Consider the following 17,251-nt stretch of genomic DNA (forward strand, 5'->3'; position numbering starts at 1 on the left):
TGCCGAGGGCAGATCGTGGCGGCTGCCGGTCGGCCGGGACACGAGCAGGGGGCGCCCACCGAGTCGGCGGGCGCCCCCTGACGGAGCCGTGGGACGGATCAGACCTGGCCGGCCTTCTCCAGGGCGGAGCAGCAGGTGTCGACCAGCAGGCGGGTCACCACGTACGGGTCGACGTTGGCGTTCGGACGGCGGTCCTCGATGTAGCCCTTGCCGTCCTTCTCGACCTGCCAGGGGATGCGGACCGAGGCGCCGCGGTTGGAGACGCCGTAGGAGAACTTGTCCCACGGGGCGGTCTCGTGCAGGCCGGTCAGGCGGTCGTCGATGCCCGCGCCGTAGTTCTTGACGTGGTCGAGGGGCTTGGAGCCCTCACCGAGCGACTCGCAGGCGGTGATGATCGCGTCGTAGGACTCGCGCATCGCCTTGGTCGAGAAGTTGGTGTGCGCACCGGCACCGTTCCAGTCGCCCTTGACCGGCTTGGGGTCGAGGGTGGCGGAGATGCCGAAGTCCTCGGCGGTGCGGTAGAGCAGCCAGCGGGCCACCCACAGCTGGTCGGAGACCTCCAGCGGGGACAGCGGGCCGACCTGGAACTCCCACTGGCCGGGCATGACCTCGGCGTTGATGCCGGAGATGCCCAGGCCCGCCTTCAGGCAGTTCTCCAGGTGGGCCTCGACGATCTCACGGCCGAAGATCTCGTCGGCGCCGACACCGCAGTAGTAGCCGCCCTGCGGGGCCGGGAAGCCGCCCTCGGGGAAGCCGAGCGGGCGGGAGCCGTCGAAGAAGGTGTACTCCTGCTCGATGCCGAAGATCGGCTCCTGCGCGGCGAACTTCTCGGCGACCTCGGTCAGCGCGGCACGCGTGTTGGACGCGTGCGGGGTCATGTCCGTGTTGAGGACCTCGCACAGCACCAGGACGTCGTCGCCGCCGCGGATCGGGTCCGGGCAGGAGAAGACCGGCTTCAGCACGCAGTCCGAGGCGTGGCCCTCGGCCTGGTTCGTGGAGGACCCGTCGAAGCCCCAGATCGGAAGCTCGGCGCCCTTGGCGTCGTCGGCCAGGATCTTCGTCTTGGAACGAAGCTTGGCCGTCGGCTCGGTGCCGTCGATCCAGATGTACTCAGCCTTGAAGGTCACGGGCCACATCCTTCGGGGGTGGGTCTGGGCGCGCTTGCGGGTGCTGCGGCGCTGCGGCACCGCTTTCTGCTTGCCCGGCAGCCTGTCAACAGGCGATTTCCCGATCATTGCCCGTTTGTGAACCCCGTGTTACCTGGTGGTGCTGTGGCCCACCTCACGCTGTGAGGCCGCGGCGCGTGCGCGGCGGTGGTGCGAATGTGCTGGTCGCGGACGCGGACGCGGACGCGGACGGACAGGGCGGTGGGGCGGCTCGTATGCGATGGGGTTGGGGGTGAGGGGCGGGAACGTGCCGGTCCTGCTGCTCGCGGCCGCGAGCAGCAGGACCCCTCCTCACCCCACCTTCTCGATCACGGCTCGGCGGATCAGGAACTTGCCGGGCTCGCGGACCTGTTCGAAGGCCGCGTTGTTGAGCAGGACACAGCTGCCGGAGACGGAAGTGACCTCCACCGTCGTGGACTTGTTGTTGTCCAGGTTGGTGACCTTCAGCTTCGTACCCGCCGGGAACTGGTTGCTCGACGCGGCCGGGGCACCGCCCTCGCCGGAGAGGGTGACGGTGGAGCCGTTGCAGACCTGCTCTCCGGAGGCGACGGCGCCACCGCCGTCGCCCTGACCCGCGTCCTCGCCCTGCCGGCCGGGCTGTGCGGTCTGGGAGCCCTGAGCCGACTCCCCAACCTCGCACCCGGCCGCTTCCTGCTGACGCTGGATCTGGGCGATGACGGCCTCGCGGTTGGCGATCCGCGCGGCGGACTGTGCGTCCGGATCGGCCCGCTGGCCCTCGATGAACCGCTGGTTGTTGCCGAGGGCGGTGGCGAGGCCCTGGCAGACCGTCGAGTCCGCCGCGGACTGCGCGGCGTTCGATGTGCTCGCCATGACGAAGGCACCACCGCCCGCCACCGACGCCACGCTGACCAGCAGGGCCAGCTTCTTGTTCGTACTGAGAGTTCTCCTACGCGACATGCGCGCCTCCTGGGAGGTAGGGGAGCGTACGCCGCTATGTACGAGATCCCGAACGAGGTTACTCAGTGGCCACAGGAGTACGTTGAAGTAGCGTGCGTCACACCGGAGTCAACGGGACAGCGCCTCCCGCACGGCCTCGTCGGTGCGGGCGACGACCGCCGTGCCGTCGTCGGCGGTGATGATGGGCCGCTGGATGAGCCCGGGGTGCTCGGCGAGGGCGGTCACCCAGCGGTCGCGCGCGGCGGCATCACGCGGCCACTCCTTCAGACCCAGCTCCTTGGCCACGGCCTCCTGGGTGCGTGTGATGTCCCAGGGCTCCAGGCCCAGACGGTCCAGTACGTCGCGGATCTCGTCCTCGGTCGGTACGTCCTCCAGGTAGCGGCGGACGGTGTAGTCGGCGCCCTCGGCGTCGAGCAGTTTCACGGCGCTGCGGCACTTGGAGCAGGCGGGGTTGATCCAGATTTCCATGCGGCCACGGTACGCCGAGAAGGCCCTCGAAACCCGTCTTCCACGTGCGTCACCGCACCCCCGAAAGCCCTTGTGGCCAGGGGCTTTTGTCAGTGGGGGCCAGTAGAATTGAAGCAGTGTTCGAGGGTGTCGCCGGGGTGTCCGGTCGGCACCCTGACCGCGACAGGAGGATGCCTGTGCCCGCTGCCGCACTGAAGCCGAAGCCGTTGCCGACCCAGTTCACCGCGAAGCGCCCCGTCCTGGAGAAGCGGCCGTTGCCGCCGGGGCGTCCGCGTGAGTGGTACATCTCGCACAACCGCCGGCTCAAGGCGATGCGCCTTGCGATCGCGCTGCTCGACTCGGGGGTGTACGTGCCGAACCAGGCACGCAACGAGACGATCCGCGACACCGCGGAACTCATCGGCGTCCACCCGCCGTCCGACACGACGTGCCACATGGTGCGGGCGCTGCTGCGCTACACACGGTGAGCCGAGCGCCGGGCGCCGCCCACTTGCCGAGGGCGCCCGGCGCACTCCTCACCCCGCCTTTTCTGGCGCCTTCGGGCGCACGGTCGCTCCGTTCGTTCGTTCGTGGTGTGTGGGTGTGCCCGCTCGATTCCGCATGTTCGCTGTGGTGTCTGGCGCGTCCGCTCGTCGCGCTCGCTGCCCGCGGTGCCTGGTGTGCTGCGATCGCTCGGTTCGTTTGTCGCGGGGCGCCGAGTTCATCTGCTCGCCGTGCTCGCTTGGTCCTGGTGCGGGCCGCGCTCGTTCACTCCGCTCGTGGCCGCGATCGAGCAGTCGTCCGGCCTGGGACATGAGCAGTGGCGACTCCGCGGCCCCGGGGGCAGCCGCAACGCCGCAGGGAAAAAGGAGATGCGGCCCCCCACATCCCTGGCGCTACTCTCGGTGCACCGCAAACACACCTCCCAGGGAGGCCCGTCATGGGCACCATCGTGATCTCCGGGACGGTCGTCCTGGTCGTCCTGGGATTCGGAAACCACCTCTACTGGCTCGCCGCCGTCGCCCTGCTCTTCCTCTACGTGCAGTACGGGCGCGACGCGTCCTCGACGTCCTCGACCTCGAACCCCTCGTCGCCCGGGCCCGCGCCCACGACCTACCAGGCATACCGCGAGCGCCGTGACCAGCAGGCCAAGTGGGAGCGCCGCTACCGCCGCGAGCGGCCGCTGGAGGCCCGCCGTCAGGAGCGGGAGCGGAGCACGTAGGACGGAGCAAGCAGGACGGGGCAGGTAGGACAGGCTCAGAGCCCTGGCGCACCCCACACCGGGAACCACCGCCCCAGATCCTGTTCGATCCGCAGATCACCCGCCAGCGCGGCCCTCACCTGAAGTTCCAGCGCGTTGTCGCGCCGCTGCCCCGCACCGGGCAGCGGCGCGAACGGATAGAAGGTGCCGCGCTTGTAGAGATAGACCAGCGCCAGCGATCGCCCCGAATCGTCCCGGAAACCGGCCAGCGAGCACAGCAGCTGCGGCCCGAAACCGTTGATCTCCATGGAGCTGTTCACCGCGTGCAGATCGTTGACGAGCAGCGGCAGCTCGTCGGGGGCGCGGCGGGACACCAGCCAGGAATAGCCGTACGCGTCCCGCTCCAGTTCCACCGGTGGCCCGGTCCGATCGGTGTCCGCGTCCAGCAGCGCCCGCACCTCCCGGTGCGTCTGGTCGAACGCGGCCCCCTCGACCGTCGCGAAGCACACCGCGCCGTGCCCGGTCGGCGTGAAGGAGGCCGCCGCCTCCAGGGTCACCGCCGCCGAGGGCAGCGCGAACAGCTGGTCGAGGTCGGGCGCGACCGGCTTCGTACGACCGAGCAGGATGTCCAGCAATCCCATGCTCACGCCTTTCCGGGAGGCGCCGCCTCGCCCAACTCGGCGGAGATCCGCCCCAGTTGTTCGAGCCGCTGCTCCAGGCTCGGGTGGGTGGAGAACAGCCGGGCGACATCCGAGCCACGGCCGAGCGCCGGCGTGAAGTAGAAGGCGTTGAAGGCCTGCGCCGTCCGCAGGTCCTTCGTCGGGATCCGCGCGATGTCCCCGGACACCTTGGTGAGCGCGGACGCCAGTGCCGAGGGCCGCCCGGTCAGCAGCGCCGCCGCCCGGTCGGCCGCCAGCTCCCGGTACCGGGACAGCGCCCTGATCAGCAGGAAGCTGATCGCGTAGACGGCGGCGGAGACGCCCATGACCCCCATGAAGATCACGGCGGTGTTCTGGTCGCGCCGCCCGCCGAAGATCTGCGAGTAGAACGCGAACCGCACGATCAGCCCCGCGATCACACCCAGGAACGACGCGACCGTGATCACGGCGACGTCCTTGTGCGCCACGTGCGACAGCTCGTGCGCGAGTACGCCCTCCAGCTCCGCCGGCTGCAGCCGCCGCAGCAGCCCGGTGGTCACGCAGACCACCGCGTGGTCGGCGTTGCGCCCGGTCGCGAACGCGTTCGGCATGTCCATGTCGGACACGGCCACCACCGGCTTCGGCATGTCCGCCACCGCGCACAGCCGGTCGATCACGCCGTGCAGCTCCGGATACTCCTCCCGCTCCACGACCCGCCCACGCATCGCGTAGAGCGCGATCCGGTCGGAGAACCAGTACTGCGCGCCCAGCAGCGCCGCCGCGATCACCACGACCAGCACCCAGGACTTCAGCAGCGCGATCAACGCGGCGATGAACGCCACGTACAACAATCCGAGCAGAAAGAGCGTGACCGTCATCCGCGCGGTCAGCTTCGGGTCACTCCGGAAGCGGCTGTGCATGGAACACCATCCTGCGTTCAGGCACTCGTCCCACTGCCCAGTGTGCACCCGTCCCGCCCCATGAAGCGGTCGTGATCAGTCCCAGGACCGGCAAAGGATCAGTAGGGCGCCCGGAAATTGAGGTAGCCGAGCACCAGGATCACCGCGACCACGCACCCCAGCACCACGGCCGTCGATATCCACGACGACCGCCGCGGCGCCCGCCCTTCCGGTTCCGGCCGGAACGGCACCGGCCCGGGCGGATCGTGCTTCCAGCGCTCGGCGAGCATCCGGGCCCGCGCCGAGGGCTCCTTGTGCTCGGCGCTGTCCGCCCACTTGAGGTCGAACTCCCGGTCCGCGTCGTCCTGTTCGGGCATCCCCGTTACCTCTCTCGAACAACAGTCTCTGAGTCGATGATCCCCCGTGCGCAGGATTCCTGGGAAGCCGAAAGGTTGCCCCCCACGACGGCGCACGTGCGTTCCGCGCCCCTTGGCGTTCAGGATGCCGAATGATCGGTGGCGGGCTTAGCCTTTTCAGTAGGAGCGGCAACCCGGGATGTGCCCATTGTCGGCGAGATCCCTGTTCACCATCCGGCCGCCCCCGTGCCGCACGTCGCGGCTGACATGTACGCCTCGTACTCAGGCGGCAACACCGACGACCGCGCCGTACGTCCCTGCTGCGGCCGCGGCCATCCGTCCGGCTCGTGCTCCGCACGATGGGATGGAAGGAAGGTTTTTCCATGAAAGCACCACGCGTTCGGCGTCTCTTCGCGATGTCCGCCGTCGGCGTACTGATGGCCGGTGGCGCGGCGATCGGCACAGCCGGTACGGCCTCGGCGGCGACCCCGGCCACGCCCACCACCGTGCCCGCGAACTGGGGCGATGACGACTGGTGGGACTACCGGGACCGGGGTCACCACGGCCACTTCGGTTACTTCGACTTCTTCGACCGCTTCGACCACCGGTTCCATCCCTTCGGCGCAGGCCCTGTGGTGATCGTGGTGCGCTGAGGCGGCAGCGACTCCGGCGACCCAAAGCCACGGCTGAGGGCCGCCACCCGAAGCACTTCAGGTGGCGGCCCTCACCGCATGTCAGACGCCGATCACAGGCCGATCACACGTCGTCGATCACACGTCGTCGATCACACGTCGAAGTAGAGCTCGAACTCGTGCGGGTGCGGACGCAGCTGCAGCGGTGCGATCTCGTTCGAGCGCTTGTAGTCGATCCAGGTCTCGATCAGGTCGGCCGTGAAGACGTCACCCTGGAGCAGGAACTCGTGGTCGGCCTCCAGGGAGTCGAGGACGGCGCCGAGGGAGGTCGGGACCTGCGGGACGTTCGCGTGCTCCTCGGGAGCCAGCTCGTACAGGTCTTTGTCGATCGGCTCGGCCGGCTCGATCTTGTTCTTGATGCCGTCCAGGCCCGCGAGGAGCAGGGCGGAGAAGGCCAGGTACGGGTTGCCGGAGGAGTCCGGCGCGCGGAACTCGACGCGCTTGGCCTTCGGGTTGGAGCCCGTGATCGGGATGCGCATCGCGGCGGAGCGGTTGCGCTGCGAGTACACCAGGTTGACCGGCGCCTCGAAGCCCGGTACCAGGCGGTGGTACGAGTTCACCGTCGGGTTGGTGAAGGCGAGCAGCGACGGAGCGTGCTTGAGGATGCCGCCGATGTAGTAGCGGGCGGTGTCCGACAGGCCGGCGTAGCCCTGCTCGTCGTAGAACAGCGGGTCGCCGTTGCTCCACAGCGACTGGTGGACGTGCATGCCCGAGCCGTTGTCACCGAAGATCGGCTTCGGCATGAAGGTCGCGGTCTTGCCGTTGCGCCAGGCGACGTTCTTCACGATGTACTTGAAGAGCTGCAGGTCGTCGGCGGCGGCGAGCAGCGTGTTGAACTTGTAGTTGATCTCGGCCTGGCCGGCGGTGCCCACCTCGTGGTGCTGGCGCTCGACCTGCAGACCGGCGCGGTTCAGCTCCAGGGTGATCTCGGCGCGCAGGTCGGCGAAGTGGTCGACCGGCGGGACCGGGAAGTAACCGCCCTTGTAGCGGACCTTGTAACCGCGGTTGTCCTCCAGCGCACCGGTGTTCCAGGCGCCCGCCTCGGAGTCGATGTGGTAGAAGGACTCGTTCTCGGACGTCTTGAAGCGGACGCTGTCGAAGACGTAGAACTCGGCCTCCGGGCCGAAGTACGCGGTGTCGGCGATCCCGGTGGAGGCCAGGTACGCCTCGGCCTTCTTCGCCACGTTGCGCGGGTCACGGGAGTACTGCTCGCCCGTGATCGGGTCGTGGATGAAGAAGTTGATGTTGAGCGTCTTGTCGCGGCGGAACGGGTCCACGCGGGCGGTCGACAGGTCGGCGCGCAGGGCCATGTCGGACTCGTGAATGGCCTGGAAGCCGCGGATCGAGGATCCGTCGAAGGCGAGCTCGTCGTCCGGGTCGAACGCCTCGACGGGCACCGTGAAGTGCTGCATGACGCCCGGCAGGTCGCAGAAGCGGACGTCGATGAACTTGACGTCCTCGTCCGCGATGAACTTCTTGGCCTCGTCGGCGTTCTGGAACATCCAGCTCCTCCTACTCCCGACCGTCCCGCCGGGGTGGTAGTTCGTTCGTGCGGCCAGTGCGGTGGCACACGCTGACCTCGACCCTAGGGACGCGTCATTTCTCGGGCGTGACCCATTTGTTTCGCAGAAGTTAACCGGCTCCGTTCCACGGTAACGCGTACCGGCCCCGGCGTACCCCGGTCAAATTCGGGCGCAGTACCTTTGTCGGGTGGACAAGAGGCAAGCAATCGGATCATGGCTCTCCGGACCCCGCGCGGCCATGGAGGACGCCGGTGCGGACTTCGGCTACCGGGGCGAGCAGCTGGGTCTGCCCGAGGAGGGGCCGGGCTCCATCGCCCGCCCGGGCCGACGGCTCGGCGCGCTGGCCGTGGACTGGGGTCTGTGCCTCATGATCGCATACAGCTTGATCACGGACGGCTACGGCCAGACGACCGGCAACTGGGCCCTGCTCATCTTCTTCGTCATGAGCGTCCTGACCGTCGGCACGATCGGCGTCACCCCCGGCAAGCGCCTCTTCGGCCTGCGCGTGGTCGCCCTCGACACCGGCACCGTCCACCCGGGCCGCGCCCTGCTCCGCACGATCCTGCTCTGCCTCGCCGTCCCCGCCCTGATCTGGGACCGAGACGGCCGCGGGCTGCACGACCGGCTCGCGAGCACGGTCGAAGTACGAATCTGACCTCCGGGGGTGCGGGCAGCGGGGGGCTCTGCAGGGCGGGGGTCTGCGCAGGCTCGGAGTCCGGGCAGCCCGGGGTCTCCGCATGTTGGGAGTCCGGGTAGCCGGGGGTCCGCAGGGCGGGGGCTGTGGAGGCTGGGAGTGCGGGTAGCCGGGGGTCCCCACCGCAGGGGGGGTCTGTGCAGGCCGGGCGTTCGGGTAGCCGGGAGTCCCCCCGCAGGGCGGGGCTCAACGCAGGCTGGGAGTCCGGGTGGCCGGGAACCTCCGCAGTTCGGGAGCCCGGGTAGCCGGGGGTCCGCAGGGCGGGGGTCTGCGCAGGCTCGGAGTCCGGGCAGCCCGGGGTCTCCGTATGCTGGGAGTCCGGGTAGCCGGGGGTCCGCAGGGCGGGGGTCTCCGCAATCTGGGAGTCCCGGCAGCCCGGGGGTCTGCGCAGGCTGGGGTTCCGGGCGGCCGGGGGTCTCCGCAGGCCGGGGTTCCGGCCAGTCAGGAAGCTCCGCATCCCAGGGGTCTCCGCACGCCGCGGCTCCGGCCCTCGACGTGCCGAAGGCCACCCGCAGTGCTCGGTGCGGGTGGCCTTCGGCGGGTTCAGCGGCGGTGCAGGACCGCTGCCAGGACCTGCCGCAGCTCGGCCTCCGGGTCCGGTACCGCGCCGGGTGAGCGCCAGGCCACGAATCCGTCCGGCCGCACCAGCACCGCCCCGTCGGCCGACGTCCCGTGGACCTCCGCCCAGTCGTCGCCCTCCGCGTCGTACGCCAGCTCCGCACCCGCTTCCGCACCGATCCGGTAGGCGTCCAGCCGTACGCCGTCCGTGTCGGCGACGCGCCGGGCGGCGGCGTGCCAGGCCGCGCCCTCGCTCGACGCGGCGTCGCTGAGCAGCACCAGTGAGCGCTCGTAGAGATCGAGCGTGGAGACCCGTTCGCCCGCGCGGCGCAGCCACATGTGCGGGGCCCGGCTGCCCGGCTCCGCGGTCAGGCGCATCCCGTCGGGTACGACCGGCTGGGCCGGGTCGGCGCCCACGACGGCGCCCTGCGGGTAGCGGTAGGCGAGGACGATGTTGAGGATGCCGCCGCCCTTGCCGCCGCCGATGCCGGGGGGCGGGGCGAAACCGGGGTGGCTGTGCTCCACCGAGCGGGCCGAGGCACGGGCGCTGGTGGCCAGGGCGACGGGCCGGCGCTCGGCGTCGTACGTCTGCAGCAGCCCCGGGCCGGCCCAGCCGTCGAGGACGGCGGCCAGCTTCCAGGCCAGGTTGTGGGCGTCCTGGATCCCGGTGTTGGACCCGAAGGCGCCGGTCGGGGACATCTCGTGGGCGGAGTCCCCGGCGAGGAAGACCCGGTCGGCCGCATACCGTTCGGCGACCCGTTCGGCGGCACGCCAGGACGCCTTTCCGGTGATCTCGACGTCGAGGTCGGGGACGCCGACGGCCTGGCGGATGTGCCGCTGGAGCCGTTCCTCGGTGAACTCCTCCAGCGTCTCGCCGTGTTCCGGGTGCCAGGGGGCGTGGAAGACCCAGTGCTCCTTGTTGTCGACGGGCAGCAGCGCGCCGTCGGCTTCCGGGTTGGTGAGATAGCAGCAGATGAACCGCCGGTCGCCGACGACATCGGCGAGCAGCTTCGACCGGAAGGTGACGCTCACGTTGGCGAAGAGGTCGCCGGGGCCGTTCTGCCCGATGCCGAGCCGGTGCCGGACGGGGCTGCGCGGGCCGTCGGCCGCGACCAGGTAGTCCGCCCGGACCGTGTAGAGCTCGTCGCTGTCACGGTCCCGGACGAACGCCGTCACTCCTTCGGGGTCCTGTTCGAAGGACTCCAGCTCGTGGAAGTACCGCAGGTCGCCGCCGAGTGCCTGGGCCCCCTTCCTGAGCACCGGTTCCAGGTCGTTCTGGCTGCACAGGCACCACCCCGTGGGGCTGAACCGCGCGAGGCCGCCGCCCGGGTCCATCTCCTTGAACAGCCACTCCCCGGCGTCACCGACCAGGGTCGGGGTCTGCAGGATGCCGTGGTTGTCCGCGAGGAGGGCGGCCGCCGTCTTGATGTCCGGCTCGATGCCGGCCACCCGGTACAGCTCCATCGTCCGCACGTTGTTGCCGCGGCCGCGTGGGTGGATCGAGGTTCCGGCATGCCGCTCGACGAGCATGTGGCGTACGCCGAGACGACCCAGGAAGAGGGACAGGGACAGGCCCACCAGAGAGCCGCCCACGACGAGGACGGGAACCTGGTGATCGGCTTTCTGCTGCATCAAGGACTCCTGAGGCAGTGGTGGGGGGTGGGGGTGTTGGAGTTTTCATGCCCTCTCGAAGGGGTTCCGCGTGATCTATCACCCGCGTGGTTCACGCGAGTCGCGCACTGAGGGGGACCGGCAGAGGATCAAGAAGCGCTGACGTCGCGTCATCGGCGGCCGGCGTTCGCCTCTGCCTCCAGAGAAGGAGATTGCGCAGCATGACCACCACGTCGGAAAAGGATTCGCAGCAGCTGACGCGACAGATGTCGAAACGGGTCTCCCAGTCCGTGTTCGACGGGTCCCCCCTCCGGGTCGTCCTGCTGGTCGACGTATACAACGGTGCCCAGCAGCAGTTCCTGGAGGCATACGAGCAACTGTGCAACCAGGTGGCCTCGGTGCCCGGCCACATCAGCGACCAGCTGTGCCAGTCCATCGAGAATCCCTCCCAATGGCTCATCACCAGTGAGTGGGAGAGCGCCCCGCCGTTCCTCGCCTGGGTGAACAGCGAGGAGCACGTGCAGATGGTGCGGCCGCTGCACAGCTGTGTACGGGACACCCGCTCGCTGCGCTTCCAAGTCGTCCGCGAGACGGGCGGCGCGGCGACCGGCGACGTGGCACAGCGTCGGCTGCAGGTGGCCCCCCGGATCGGCGACGGCGTGATCCGCCACGCGCTCACCTTCACGGTCAAACCCGGCAGCGAGCCTCAGGTCGCGAAGATCCTCGCGAACTACGACTCGCCCGAGACGCGGGTCGACGAGACCACCCGCCTGGTCCGCACCTCCCTGTTCATGCACGGCAACCGGGTCGTGCGGGCCATCGAGGTCCGCGGCGACCTGCTCGTGGCACTGCGGCACGTCGCCCGGCAGCCCGAGGTACGGGCGGTCGAGGAGGCCATCAACCCGCATCTGGAGCAGGAGCGGGATCTCAGCGACGACGAGTCCGCGCGCGTCTTCTTCACCCGGGCGGCGCTGCCCGCCGTACACCACGTCAGCGTGGACGAACTGCCCGAGGGCGAGCGGTACGCCCTGTACTACCCGGCCCGGCCGGGCAGCGGGATGCAGCTGGCCGAGGCGCTCGCGCGGCGGGACGAGGAGGCGGCGGAGGACCCCACCTGCCCGGTCCTGCGCAGCACGATCTTCCAGCGCGACGACGTCGTCGTACGGCTGGTCGACGTGCGCCCCGGCCTGGACGCCGACGCCGCCCTGCCGGAGCCGGGGTCCCAGGCCCCGCTGAACGCCCTGCTGGACGGCGGCGCCGCCCGCATGGAGCTCATCACCGACCGCCGCTCGCCGGACGCCTGACCCCGTCAGGCGCAGCACACCCACGGAGGAACGTCGTGATCAAACCCATTCCGAAGATCGTGGACCTCAGCGAGGTCGAGCCCAACACCCGGCGCGGCGGCGATCTGCGCGCCATGCTCACCCCGACCACGGTGGGCTCCACCAGCGGATTCATGGGCGTGGCCATCGTGCAGCCCGGCGACCGCATCGGTGAGCACTACCACCCGTACTCCGAGGAGTTCGTGTACGTCGTCTGCGGGCAGCTGGAGGTGGACCTGGACGGTGAGCCGCACCCGCTCCGGCCGGAGCAGGGCCTGATGATCCCCGCCCACATGCGCCACCGCTTCCGGAACGTCGGCAACGTGGAGGCGCGCATCGTCTTCCACCTGGGGCCGCTGGCCCCGCGCCCCAGCCTGGGACACGTCGACACGGAGGAGACGGAGGTCATCGGGGCCGCCGCGGTGGCCACGGAGCCCGCTGCGGCGGGTACCGCCCACGACCGAGGTCAGGTCCGGTCATGACCCGGCGCGTGGCGGTCACTGGCATAGGCATAGTGGCTCCGGGCGGGATCGGCGTACCGGCGTTCTGGAATCTGCTCGCCGAAGGCCGTACCGCGACGCGGGGCATCACGTTCTTCGACCCGGCCGGTCTGCGGTCCCGGATCGCCGCCGAGTGCGACTTCGAGCCTGCCGCCCACGGCCTGGACGCCGAACAGGTCGAACGGGCGGACCGGTACATACAGTTCGCCCTGGTCGCCGGCGCGGAAGCGGTACGGGACTCGGGGCTCGATCTCGGCCGGGAGGACCCCTGGCGGGTGGGGGTCTCGCTGGGCACCGCCGTCGGCGGCACCACCCGGCTGGAGCACGACTACGTCCTGGTCAGCCATCGCGGGCAGCGCTGGGACGTCGACCACACCGAGGCGGAGCCACAGCTGCACCGGGCGTTCTCGCCCAGCACCGTGGCCTCCGCGGTGGCGGAACGTTTCGGCGCCCATGGGCCCGTGCAGACCGTGTCCACCGGCTGCACCTCCGGCCTGGACGCCGTCGGGTACGCCTTCCACACCGTCCAGGAAGGCCGGGCCGACATATGCATAGCGGGGGCCTCGGACTCCCCGATCTCCCCGATCACCATGGCCTGCTTCGACGCGATCAAGGCCACCTCTCCGAACAACGACGACCCCGCGCACGCCTCCCGGCCCTTCGACAACAACCGTGACGGCTTCGTCATGGGCGAGGGCGGCGCGGTGCTCGTCCTGGAGGAACTGGAGCACGCCCGGGCCCGCGGTGCCCACGTGTACTGCGAGTTCGGCGGCTACGCCACTTTCGGCAACGCCTATCACATGACCGGTCTGACCAAAGAGGGCCTGGAGATGGCACGGGCCATCGACACCGCCCTCGACCAGGCGCGGCTCGACCCGACGGCGATCGACTACGTCAACGCACACGGCTCCGGCACCCGGCAGAACGACCGCCACGAGACGGCGGCCGTGAAGCGGGCGCTCGGCCACCACGCCTACGACACCCCGATGAGCTCCATCAAGTCCATGGTGGGGCACTCCCTCGGGGCGATCGGCGCCATCGAACTGGTCGCCTGTGTGCTGGCCCTCGCCAAGCAGGTCGTGCCCCCGACCGCGAACTACGAGATCCCCGACCCCGAGTGCGACCTGGACTACGTCCCGCGCGTCGCGCGTGAACGCAAGCTGACCAGCGTGCTGTCCGTGGGCAGCGGGTTCGGCGGCTTCCAGTCCGCGGTGGTCCTGACCAGGCCAAGGGAGTGAGGACAGGATGAGCGAACCACAGGACCGGCGTGCGGCGATCACCGGCATCGGGGTGGTCGCGCCCAACGGCACCAGCACCGACACCTTCTGGAAGGCCACCCGGGAAGGCCTCAGCGTCCTCGACCGGGTCACCCGCGAGGGCTGTGAGCACCTTCCCCTCAAGGTGGCCGGTGAGGTCCGCGCCTTCGACCCGGCGGCGACGATCGAGGAGCGCTTCCTCGTCCAGACTGACCGGTTCACGCACTACGCCATGGCCGCGGCCGACTTCGCGCTGGACGACGCCCGGCTCGGGCTGGCCGACACCCCCGACGCGCCGTACTCCATCGGCGTGGTCACCGCCGCCGGCTCCGGTGGCGGCGAGTTCGGCCAGCGTGAGCTGCAGCGACTGTGGGGCAAGGGCAGCCGGTTCGTGGGGCCGTACCAGTCCATCGCCTGGTTCTACGCCGCGAGCACCGGCCAGGTGTCCATCCGCCGCGGCTTCAAGGGGCCCTGCTCGGTCGTCGCCTCCGACGAGGCCGGCGGCCTGGACGCCCTCGCGCACGCGGCCCGGGCGGTGCGACGCGGCACCGACGTGATCGTGGCCGGCTCCACCGAGGCGCCGCTCGCGCCGTACTCGGTGGTCTGCCAGCTCGGCTACGAGGAACTGAGCCGCGAGACGGATCCGTCCCGGGCCTACCGCCCGTTCACGGACGCGGCGTGCGGGTTCGTGCCGGCCGAGGGCGGCGCGATGCTCGTGGTCGAGGCGGCGGGCGCCGCCCGGGAACGCGGCGCCGAGGTCCGGGCCGTGGTGGCGGGCCACGCGGCCACCTTCACCGGCGCCTCCCGCTGGGCGGCGTCCCGGGAAGGTCTCACCCACGCGATCCGGCGGGCCCTTCACGAGGCCGACTGCGCGCCCGAGGAGATCGACGTCGTCTTCGCCGACGCACTCGGGGTGCCGGAGGCGGACCGGGCCGAGGCGCTGGCGCTCGCCGACGTCCTCGGCGAGCGCGGCACCCGGGTGCCGGTCACGGCGCCGAAGACCGGAACCGGCCGGGGGTACTGCGCTGCCCCCGTACTGGACACCGCCGCGGCCGTGCTCGCCATGGAGCACGGCCTGATCCCGCCGACGCCGAACGTCTTCGACGTCTGCCACGACCTCGACCTCGTGACGGGCCAGGCCCGGGCCGCCGAGCTGCGCACGGCACTGGTCCTCAGCCGCGGACTCATGGGGTCGAACTCGGCGCTGGTGCTGCGGCACGGCGCCGCGCAGTGAGCACAGCAAAGGAGGAAGGCACATGTCCCAGATCACCGTGGAAGAACTCGCCGCGCTCATGAAGAAGGCCGCCGGGGTCACCGTCAGCCCGCAGCAGCTCCAGGAGAAGCCCGACACCGGCTTCGACGTCCTCGGCGTCGACTCGCTGGGCCTGCTCGGCATCGTCGGCGAGCTGGAGAACGTGCACGGCACCCCGCTGCCGGTCGACGCGGAGCGCTGCAAGACGCCCCAGCAGTTCCTCAACCTCGTCAACAGCACCCTGATGGCAGGAGCCTGAGATGGCAGGACACACCGAGAACGAGATCACCATCGCCGCCCCGCTGGACCTGGTCTGGGACATGACCAACGACCTGGAGCGGTGGCCGCAGCTGTTCAGCGAGTACGCGTCCGTCGAGATCCTCTCCCGGGAGGGGAACAGGACGACGTTCCGGCTGACCATGCACCCGGACGACAACGGCACCGTCTGGAGCTGGGTCTCCGAGCGCGAGCCGGACCGCGACACCCTCACCGTCAAGGCGCGCCGGGTCGAGACGGGGCCCTTCGCCCACATGAACATCCACTGGCGGTACGAGGAGGTACCCGCCGGCACCCGGATGATCTGGACGCAGGACTTCGCGATGAAGCCGGACGCGCCTGTCGACGACGCCTGGATGACCGACAACATCAACAAGAACTCCAAGATCCAGATGGCCCTGATCCGGGACAAGATCGAGCAGGCGGCCGCCGGTCACCGGCCCGCCCCGGCCCTGGCCGACTGAGCCGGACGACAGGAGAAGAACCGTGCACCAGGCCCTGATCGTCGCCCGCATGGCCCCGGGTTCCGCCCCCGACATCGCCAAGGTGTTCGCGGAGTCCGACCGGGGAGAGCTGCCGCACCTCGTCGGCGTCGTCCGGCGCAGCCTCTTCCAGTTCGGCGATGTGTACATGCACCTCATCGAGTCCGAACGCGAACCCGGACCAGCCATCGCGAAGGTCACCTCGCACCCCGAGTTCCAGGAGGTCAGCGAGCGCCTCTCGGCGTACGTCAGCGCATACGACCCGGAGACCTGGCGGTCCCCGAAGGACGCGATGGCGCAGCGCTTCTACCTGTGGGAGCGCGACGCCCGCGCCTGACCCTCGTCAGGCCACCGGTGCCGGGCCCGCGTCCGACGCGGGCCCGGCACCGGTGTTCTTTCGAGGAAGGTTCGCTCACGCGGGGACCGTGCAGTCGAACGCGTGCAGATAGGGGTTGACCGGCCGGATGTCGCCGACGGTCAGGCCCGCCTCGGTCAGCCGCCCGACCATGCTGTCGGTGGTGTGCTTGGCCCCGCCGACGTTCAGGAGCAGCAGCAGGTCCATGGCGGTGCTGAAGCGCATCGACGGGGTGTCGTCGACGAGGTTCTCGATGACCACGACCCGTGTCCCGGGACCGCCCGCCTCGATCACGTTGCGCAGCAGCTTGGCCGTGGACTCGTCGTCCCACTCCAGGATGTTCTTGATGATGTAGACGTCGGCCTTGACGGGGACGGACTCCCGGATGTCGCCGGGCACGATGCGCGCCCGGCCGGCGAGGTCGCCGCCCTGGCGCAGCCGCGGCACGGCGTTGTCCACCACCCGCGGCAGATCGAGCAGAAAGCCCGCCATCGACGGGTACTTGTCCAGCAGGCTCGCCACCACGTGCCCCTGGCCGCCGCCGAGGTCCGCGACGGACGAGGCGCCGGAGAGGTCCAGCAGCGCGGCGACGTCGCGGGCCGACTGCTCGCTGGAGGTCGTCATCGCGCGGTTGAAGACGTCGGCCGACTCGGGGGCGTCCTCGTTCAGGTAGACGAAGAACTCCTTGCCGTAGAGGTCCTCGACGACGTTCCGGCCGGTGCGCACCGCCTCGTCCAGCTTCGGCCAGGCGTCCCAGGTCCACGGCTCGGTGCACCACAGGGCGATGTCACGCAGGCTGTTCGGGTCGTCCTCGCGCAGCAGCCTGGACATCTCGGTGTGGCTGAACGCGCCGCCGGGCCGCTCGGCGAAGACGCCGTAGCAGGACAGGGCGCGCAGCAGCCGGCGCAGCGGCTTCGGCTCGGCCTTCACCGCGGCCGCGAGGTCCTCCACGGTCATGGGGGCGTCCCCCAGTGCGTCGGCGACGCCCAGCCGGGCGGCCGCGCGGACGGCGGCGGCACACGCCGCCCCGAACACGAGCTCTCTCAGCCGCATCGAGGGCGGCGGGGGTGGGGGAGGAGCCGAGAGCTCGGGGGATGGTGCGGTC

20 protein-coding genes are annotated in these 17,251 nt (G+C 70.3%); 11 read left to right on the plus strand and 9 right to left on the minus strand.

Translation table 11 applies throughout. The annotated features are described in order from the left end of the window. Positions 1 to 98: 98 nt before the first annotated feature. The 3 genes from glnII to KWI83_RS03585 form a co-directional block, all read right to left on the minus strand. Complete coding sequence (glnII, locus tag KWI83_RS03575) at positions 99 to 1,127, minus strand: glutamine synthetase (RefSeq protein ID WP_218512778.1); 1,029 nt, start codon at positions 1,125 to 1,127, stop codon at positions 99 to 101. A 330-nt stretch (positions 1,128 to 1,457) separates the two neighbouring features. Continuing rightward, positions 1,458 to 2,084, minus strand: a complete 627-nt coding sequence (locus KWI83_RS03580) for a septal ring lytic transglycosylase RlpA family protein (protein ID WP_218512779.1) — start codon at positions 2,082 to 2,084, stop codon at positions 1,458 to 1,460. Positions 2,085 to 2,192: 108 nt separating this feature from the next. Beyond that, a complete protein-coding gene (locus tag KWI83_RS03585) occupies positions 2,193 to 2,552 on the minus strand; it encodes an arsenate reductase family protein (protein WP_218512780.1) in 360 nt (119 codons plus the stop codon). Between the two features lie 176 nt (positions 2,553 to 2,728). On the opposite strand from KWI83_RS03585, the gene KWI83_RS03590 reads away from it, so the two are divergent. Beyond that, positions 2,729 to 3,019, plus strand: a complete 291-nt coding sequence (locus KWI83_RS03590; protein WP_218512781.1) for a hypothetical protein — start codon at positions 2,729 to 2,731, stop codon at positions 3,017 to 3,019. A gap of 452 nt (positions 3,020 to 3,471) precedes the next feature. Continuing rightward, positions 3,472 to 3,753, plus strand: a complete 282-nt coding sequence (locus tag KWI83_RS03595) for a hypothetical protein (RefSeq protein ID WP_218512782.1) — start codon at positions 3,472 to 3,474, stop codon at positions 3,751 to 3,753. 35 nt (positions 3,754 to 3,788) lie between these two features. On the opposite strand, the gene KWI83_RS03600 is transcribed toward KWI83_RS03595, so the two are convergent. From KWI83_RS03600 to KWI83_RS03610, 3 genes are all read right to left on the minus strand, one after another. Continuing rightward, a complete protein-coding gene (locus tag KWI83_RS03600) occupies positions 3,789 to 4,373 on the minus strand; it encodes a hypothetical protein (protein ID WP_218512783.1) in 585 nt (194 codons plus the stop codon). 2 nt (positions 4,374 to 4,375) lie between these two features. Continuing rightward, positions 4,376 to 5,290, minus strand: coding sequence for a zinc metalloprotease HtpX (htpX, locus tag KWI83_RS03605; protein ID WP_218512784.1), 915 nt, complete (start codon positions 5,288 to 5,290; stop codon positions 4,376 to 4,378). 98 nt (positions 5,291 to 5,388) lie between these two features. Further along, complete coding sequence (locus KWI83_RS03610) at positions 5,389 to 5,646, minus strand: hypothetical protein (RefSeq protein WP_218512785.1); 258 nt, start codon at positions 5,644 to 5,646, stop codon at positions 5,389 to 5,391. 362 nt (positions 5,647 to 6,008) lie between these two features. On the opposite strand from KWI83_RS03610, the gene KWI83_RS03615 reads away from it, so the two are divergent. Beyond that, a complete protein-coding gene (locus tag KWI83_RS03615; RefSeq protein ID WP_218513235.1) occupies positions 6,009 to 6,278 on the plus strand; it encodes a hypothetical protein in 270 nt (89 codons plus the stop codon). Between the two features lie 131 nt (positions 6,279 to 6,409). On the opposite strand, the gene glnA is transcribed toward KWI83_RS03615, so the two are convergent. Continuing rightward, positions 6,410 to 7,819 (minus strand): type I glutamate--ammonia ligase, encoded by a 1,410-nt coding sequence (glnA, locus tag KWI83_RS03620; RefSeq protein ID WP_218512786.1) that lies wholly within the window; start codon positions 7,817 to 7,819, stop codon positions 6,410 to 6,412. Positions 7,820 to 8,027: 208 nt separating this feature from the next. Here glnA and KWI83_RS03625 point away from each other — a divergent pair, with 208 nt between their 5' ends. Next, a complete protein-coding gene (locus tag KWI83_RS03625; protein WP_218512787.1) occupies positions 8,028 to 8,495 on the plus strand; it encodes an RDD family protein in 468 nt (155 codons plus the stop codon). A gap of 582 nt (positions 8,496 to 9,077) precedes the next feature. Here the strand turns inward: KWI83_RS03625 and KWI83_RS03630 are convergent. Then, the gene (locus tag KWI83_RS03630) at positions 9,078 to 10,724 is read right to left on the minus strand and encodes an FAD-dependent monooxygenase (protein ID WP_218512788.1); all 1,647 of its coding nucleotides are present in this window, start codon (positions 10,722 to 10,724) and stop codon (positions 9,078 to 9,080) included. 200 nt (positions 10,725 to 10,924) lie between these two features. Here KWI83_RS03630 and KWI83_RS03635 point away from each other — a divergent pair, with 200 nt between their 5' ends. From KWI83_RS03635 to KWI83_RS03665, 7 genes are read left to right on the plus strand one after another with little or no spacing between them, the layout of a single operon-like run. Continuing rightward, positions 10,925 to 12,007 carry a SchA/CurD-like domain-containing protein gene (locus KWI83_RS03635; protein ID WP_218512789.1) on the plus strand — a complete coding sequence of 361 codons (1,083 nt, stop codon included), beginning with the start codon at positions 10,925 to 10,927 and terminating at the stop codon, positions 12,005 to 12,007. 35 nt (positions 12,008 to 12,042) lie between these two features. Continuing rightward, on the plus strand, positions 12,043 to 12,507 hold the full coding sequence (locus KWI83_RS03640) for a cupin domain-containing protein (RefSeq protein ID WP_308121979.1): 465 nt from the start codon (positions 12,043 to 12,045) through the stop codon (positions 12,505 to 12,507). Further along, entirely contained in the window at positions 12,504 to 13,763 is a 1,260-nt protein-coding gene (locus KWI83_RS03645; RefSeq protein WP_218512790.1) for a beta-ketoacyl synthase, read from the plus strand. The genes KWI83_RS03640 and KWI83_RS03645 overlap by 4 nt, the downstream gene beginning before the upstream one ends. A 7-nt stretch (positions 13,764 to 13,770) precedes the next feature. Beyond that, on the plus strand, positions 13,771 to 15,015 hold the full coding sequence (locus tag KWI83_RS03650; RefSeq protein ID WP_218512791.1) for a ketosynthase chain-length factor: 1,245 nt from the start codon (positions 13,771 to 13,773) through the stop codon (positions 15,013 to 15,015). Positions 15,016 to 15,037: 22 nt separating this feature from the next. Then, the gene (locus KWI83_RS03655) at positions 15,038 to 15,292 is read left to right on the plus strand and encodes an acyl carrier protein (RefSeq protein WP_141313559.1); all 255 of its coding nucleotides are present in this window, start codon (positions 15,038 to 15,040) and stop codon (positions 15,290 to 15,292) included. 1 nt (position 15,293) lies between these two features. Further along, positions 15,294 to 15,773 carry an SRPBCC family protein gene (locus KWI83_RS03660; protein ID WP_218512792.1) on the plus strand — a complete coding sequence of 160 codons (480 nt, stop codon included), beginning with the start codon at positions 15,294 to 15,296 and terminating at the stop codon, positions 15,771 to 15,773. Between the two features lie 22 nt (positions 15,774 to 15,795). Then, a complete protein-coding gene (locus KWI83_RS03665) occupies positions 15,796 to 16,128 on the plus strand; it encodes a TcmI family type II polyketide cyclase (RefSeq protein ID WP_218512793.1) in 333 nt (110 codons plus the stop codon). Between the two features lie 75 nt (positions 16,129 to 16,203). Here the strand turns inward: KWI83_RS03665 and KWI83_RS03670 are convergent, their stop codons facing one another. Beyond that, positions 16,204 to 17,199, minus strand: a complete 996-nt coding sequence (locus KWI83_RS03670) for a methyltransferase (RefSeq protein ID WP_218513212.1) — start codon at positions 17,197 to 17,199, stop codon at positions 16,204 to 16,206. Positions 17,200 to 17,251: the final 52 nt, after the last annotated feature.

Origin of the sequence: Streptomyces sp. TRM70350 (assembly GCF_019219825.1) — a bacterium.
Taxonomy (GTDB): domain Bacteria; phylum Actinomycetota; class Actinomycetes; order Streptomycetales; family Streptomycetaceae; genus Streptomyces.

Excerpts from the sequence above, each read along its gene's own strand:
- KWI83_RS03600 (WP_218512783.1), bottom strand. The coding sequence starts at position 4,373 with ATGGGATTGCTGGACATCCTGCTCGGTCGTACGAAGCCGGTCGCGCCC.
- KWI83_RS03595 (WP_218512782.1), top strand. The coding sequence starts at position 3,472 with ATGGGCACCATCGTGATCTCCGGGACGGTCGTCCTGGTCGTCCTGGGA.
- KWI83_RS03655 (WP_141313559.1), top strand. The coding sequence starts at position 15,038 with ATGTCCCAGATCACCGTGGAAGAACTCGCCGCGCTCATGAAGAAGGCC.
- KWI83_RS03610 (WP_218512785.1), bottom strand. The coding sequence starts at position 5,646 with ATGCCCGAACAGGACGACGCGGACCGGGAGTTCGACCTCAAGTGGGCG.
- KWI83_RS03670 (WP_218513212.1), bottom strand. The coding sequence starts at position 17,199 with ATGCGGCTGAGAGAGCTCGTGTTCGGGGCGGCGTGTGCCGCCGCCGTC.
- KWI83_RS03650 (WP_218512791.1), top strand. The coding sequence starts at position 13,771 with ATGAGCGAACCACAGGACCGGCGTGCGGCGATCACCGGCATCGGGGTG.
- htpX (WP_218512784.1), bottom strand. The coding sequence starts at position 5,290 with ATGCACAGCCGCTTCCGGAGTGACCCGAAGCTGACCGCGCGGATGACG.
- glnA (WP_218512786.1), bottom strand. The coding sequence starts at position 7,819 with ATGTTCCAGAACGCCGACGAGGCCAAGAAGTTCATCGCGGACGAGGAC.
- KWI83_RS03660 (WP_218512792.1), top strand. The coding sequence starts at position 15,294 with ATGGCAGGACACACCGAGAACGAGATCACCATCGCCGCCCCGCTGGAC.
- KWI83_RS03635 (WP_218512789.1), top strand. The coding sequence starts at position 10,925 with ATGACCACCACGTCGGAAAAGGATTCGCAGCAGCTGACGCGACAGATG.
- KWI83_RS03645 (WP_218512790.1), top strand. The coding sequence starts at position 12,504 with ATGACCCGGCGCGTGGCGGTCACTGGCATAGGCATAGTGGCTCCGGGC.
- KWI83_RS03615 (WP_218513235.1), top strand. The coding sequence starts at position 6,009 with ATGAAAGCACCACGCGTTCGGCGTCTCTTCGCGATGTCCGCCGTCGGC.
- KWI83_RS03630 (WP_218512788.1), bottom strand. The coding sequence starts at position 10,724 with ATGCAGCAGAAAGCCGATCACCAGGTTCCCGTCCTCGTCGTGGGCGGC.
- KWI83_RS03585 (WP_218512780.1), bottom strand. The coding sequence starts at position 2,552 with ATGGAAATCTGGATCAACCCCGCCTGCTCCAAGTGCCGCAGCGCCGTG.
- KWI83_RS03580 (WP_218512779.1), bottom strand. The coding sequence starts at position 2,084 with ATGTCGCGTAGGAGAACTCTCAGTACGAACAAGAAGCTGGCCCTGCTG.